This is a genomic window from Novosphingobium album (ex Hu et al. 2023) (assembly GCF_022832385.1).
In the GTDB taxonomy this organism is placed as follows: domain Bacteria; phylum Pseudomonadota; class Alphaproteobacteria; order Sphingomonadales; family Sphingomonadaceae; genus Novosphingobium; species Novosphingobium album.
On record NZ_JALHLE010000059.1, the window covers coordinates 2501 to 5781 of the forward strand.

Here is a 3281-nt window from a genome sequence, read left to right on the forward strand (position 1 = left end):
TGTGGATTCTCAAGCGTGAGGTAAGAGCATTTGGTGGATGCCTTGGCATGTACAGGCGATGAAGGACGTGGCACGCTGCGATAAGCGTCGGGGAGTTGTGAGCAAACTTTGATCCGGCGATTTCCGAATGGGGAAACCCACCTTCACCATTTCTCTCGTTGTTCGAGAAATCGGATAATGAGTGAGGTGGATAAGGTATCCCAAGCTGAATAAAATAGGCTTGGTGAAGCGAACCTGGTGAACTGAAACATCTAAGTAACCAGAGGAAAAGACATCAACCGAGATTCCGTTAGTAGTGGCGAGCGAACGCGGACCAGGCCAGTGCCTTTGTCTAAACTAGCAGAACACTTTGGAAAGAGTGGCCATAGCGGGTGACAGCCCCGTATGCGAAAATGAGGACAAAGGACTCGAGTAGGGCGGGACACGTGAAATCCTGTCTGAACATGGGGGGACCACCCTCCAAGCCTAAATACTCGTACATGACCGATAGCGAACACAGTACCGTGAGGGAAAGGTGAAAAGCACCCCGATGAGGGGAGTGAAACAGTACCTGAAACCGAATGCTTACAAGCAGTTGGAGCTCCATAGGGAGTGACAGCGTACCTCTTGCATAATGGGTCAGTGACTTAATTTATCGAGCAAGCTTAAGCCGTTAGGTGTAGGCGCAGCGAAAGCGAGTCTGAATAGGGCGACTGAGTTCGATGAATTAGACCCGAAACCCGGCGATCTAGGCATGACCAGGTTGAAGGTGCGGTAACACGCACTGGAGGACCGAACCGTTGAATGTTGAAAAATTCTCGGATGAGTTGTGTTTAGGGGTGAAAGGCCAATCAAGCCGGGAAATAGCTGGTTCTCCGCGAAATCTATTGAGGTAGAGCGTCGGATGTATGCCGTTGGGGGTAGAGCACTGGATGGATGCGGGGGTCGCGAGATCTACCAATTCTAACCAAACTCCGAATACCAACGAGTCTTATCCGGCAGACAGACGGCGGGTGCTAAGGTCCGTCGTCAAAAGGGAAACAGCCCTAACCTACAGCTAAGGTCCCCAAGTCATCACTAAGTGGGAAAGCATGTGGGAATCCCAAAACAACCAGGAGGTTGGCTTAGAAGCAGCCATCCTTTAAAGAAAGCGTAACAGCTCACTGGTCTAAATAAGGGTTCCTGCGGCGAAAATGTAACGGGGCTAAAGTGATGCACCGAAGCTTAGGGTTCAGTCTTTGACTGAGCGGTAGCGGAGCGTTCCGTAAGCGAGTGAAGCGGAAGGGTAACCGACCGTGGACGTATCGGAAGTGCGAATGCTGACATGAGTAGCGATAAAGAGGGTGAGATGCCCTCTCGCCGAAAGACCAAGGGTTCCTGCTTAAAGCTAATCTGAGCAGGGTGAGCCGGCCCCTAAGACGAGCCCGAAGGGGGTAGTCGATGGGAACCACGTTAATATTCGTGGGCCTGGTGGTGTGTGACGGATCTCGTGTATTGTACAACCTTATCGGATTGGTTGTGCTTTGAAGAGGTTCCAGGAAATAGCCCCACCGTATAGACCGTACCCGAAACCGACACAGGTGGTCAGGTAGAGTATACCAAGGCGCTTGAGAGAAGTATCCTGAAGGAACTCGGCAAATTGCCTCCGTACCTTCGGAAGAAGGAGGCCCCATGTTTGCGCAAGCAGATGTGGGGGGCACAGGCCAGGGGGTAGCGACTGTTTAGCAAAAACACAGGACTCTGCTAAGTCGGCTTCAAGACGACGTATAGGGTCTGACGCCTGCCCGGTGCCGGAAGGTTAAGAGGAGGAGTGCAAGCTCCGAATTGAAGCCCCGGTAAACGGCGGCCGTAACTATAACGGTCCTAAGGTAGCGAAATTCCTTGTCGGGTAAGTTCCGACCTGCACGAATGGCGTAACGACTTCCCCACTGTCTCCAGGATATGCTCAGCGAAATTGAATTCTCCGTGAAGATGCGGAGTACCCGCGGTTAGACGGAAAGACCCCGTGCACCTTTACTGCAGCTTCAGAGTGGCATTGGAAAATTATTGTGTAGCATAGGTGGGAGGCTTTGAAGCGACGGCGCCAGCTGTCGTGGAGCCATAGGTGAAATACCACCCTGTGATTTTTTAATGTCTAACCTCGTACCGTTATCCGGTACAGGGACCCTCTGTGGCGGGTAGTTTGACTGGGGCGGTCGCCTCCTAAAGAGTAACGGAGGCGCGCGATGGTAGGCTCAGGCCGGTTGGAAACCGGCTGCAAGAGTGCAATGGCATAAGCCTGCCTGACTGCGAGACTGACGAGTCGAGCAGAGACGAAAGTCGGTCATAGTGATCCGGTGGTCCCTCGTGGAAGGGCCATCGCTCAACGGATAAAAGGTACGCCGGGGATAACAGGCTGATGATTCCCAAGAGCTCATATCGACGGAATCGTTTGGCACCTCGATGTCGGCTCATCACATCCTGGGGCTGGAGCAGGTCCCAAGGGTTTGGCTGTTCGCCAATTAAAGTGGTACGTGAGCTGGGTTCAGAACGTCGCGAGACAGTTTGGTCCCTATCTGCCGTGGGCGTCGATACTTGAGAGGAGTTGTCCCTAGTACGAGAGGACCGGGATGAACATACCTCTGGTGTACCTGTCGTGGCGCCAGCCGCGCAGCAGGGTAGCTATGTATGGAAGGGATAACCGCTGAAAGCATCTAAGCGGGAAGCCTCCCTCGAGATTAGGTATCATCGAGTCGTGATAGACCATCACGTTGATAGGCCGGGTGTGGAAGTGCGGTAACGCATGGAGCTAACCGGTCCTAATAACTCTGTTCATGCTTGAGAATTCCACCATCAATGACAGCCCTGCCAAGGGATGTCCGGTGGACGATAAAGCCAGCCAGACATAAAGACTTGCACGGATATCGATTACAAAAACGCGCCAGCTCCATTGCTTGGTGACCATAGCGTCAGTGCCCCACCCGATCCCATCTCGAACTCGGCCGTGAAACCTGACAGCGCCGATGGTACTAACGCTCAAGCGTTGGAAGAGTAGGACGTCGCCAGGCATTGAAGCCGGCGCGCTTTTGAAAAAAACCCATTCATGATGACATGGCCACACTGGCCGAAAGGGCCCCAAAAGGGCCCTTTTTGCGTCAACACACGACGCACACATACTAACTCGGGGTGGAGCAGCCCGCCGTACAGGCCGACATCGTCGGAATGGACATCAAAAAACGCTTCCGGGCTGATAAATCCAGCCCCACATGGTGACGCGGGGTGGAGCAGCCCGGTAGCTCGTCAGGCTCATAACCTGAAGGTCG

At 53.4% G+C, this 3281-nt stretch carries 2 rRNA genes; both read left to right on the forward strand.

Annotation, left to right across the window (positions count from 1 at the left end):
- The first annotated feature begins 10 nt into the window (after positions 1-10).
- A 23S ribosomal RNA gene (locus tag MTR64_RS21110) occupies positions 11-2801 on the forward strand.
- A 110-nt stretch (positions 2802-2911) separates the two neighbouring features.
- A 5S ribosomal RNA gene (rrf, locus tag MTR64_RS21115) occupies positions 2912-3026 on the forward strand.
- The last annotated feature ends 255 nt before the right edge of the window (positions 3027-3281 follow it).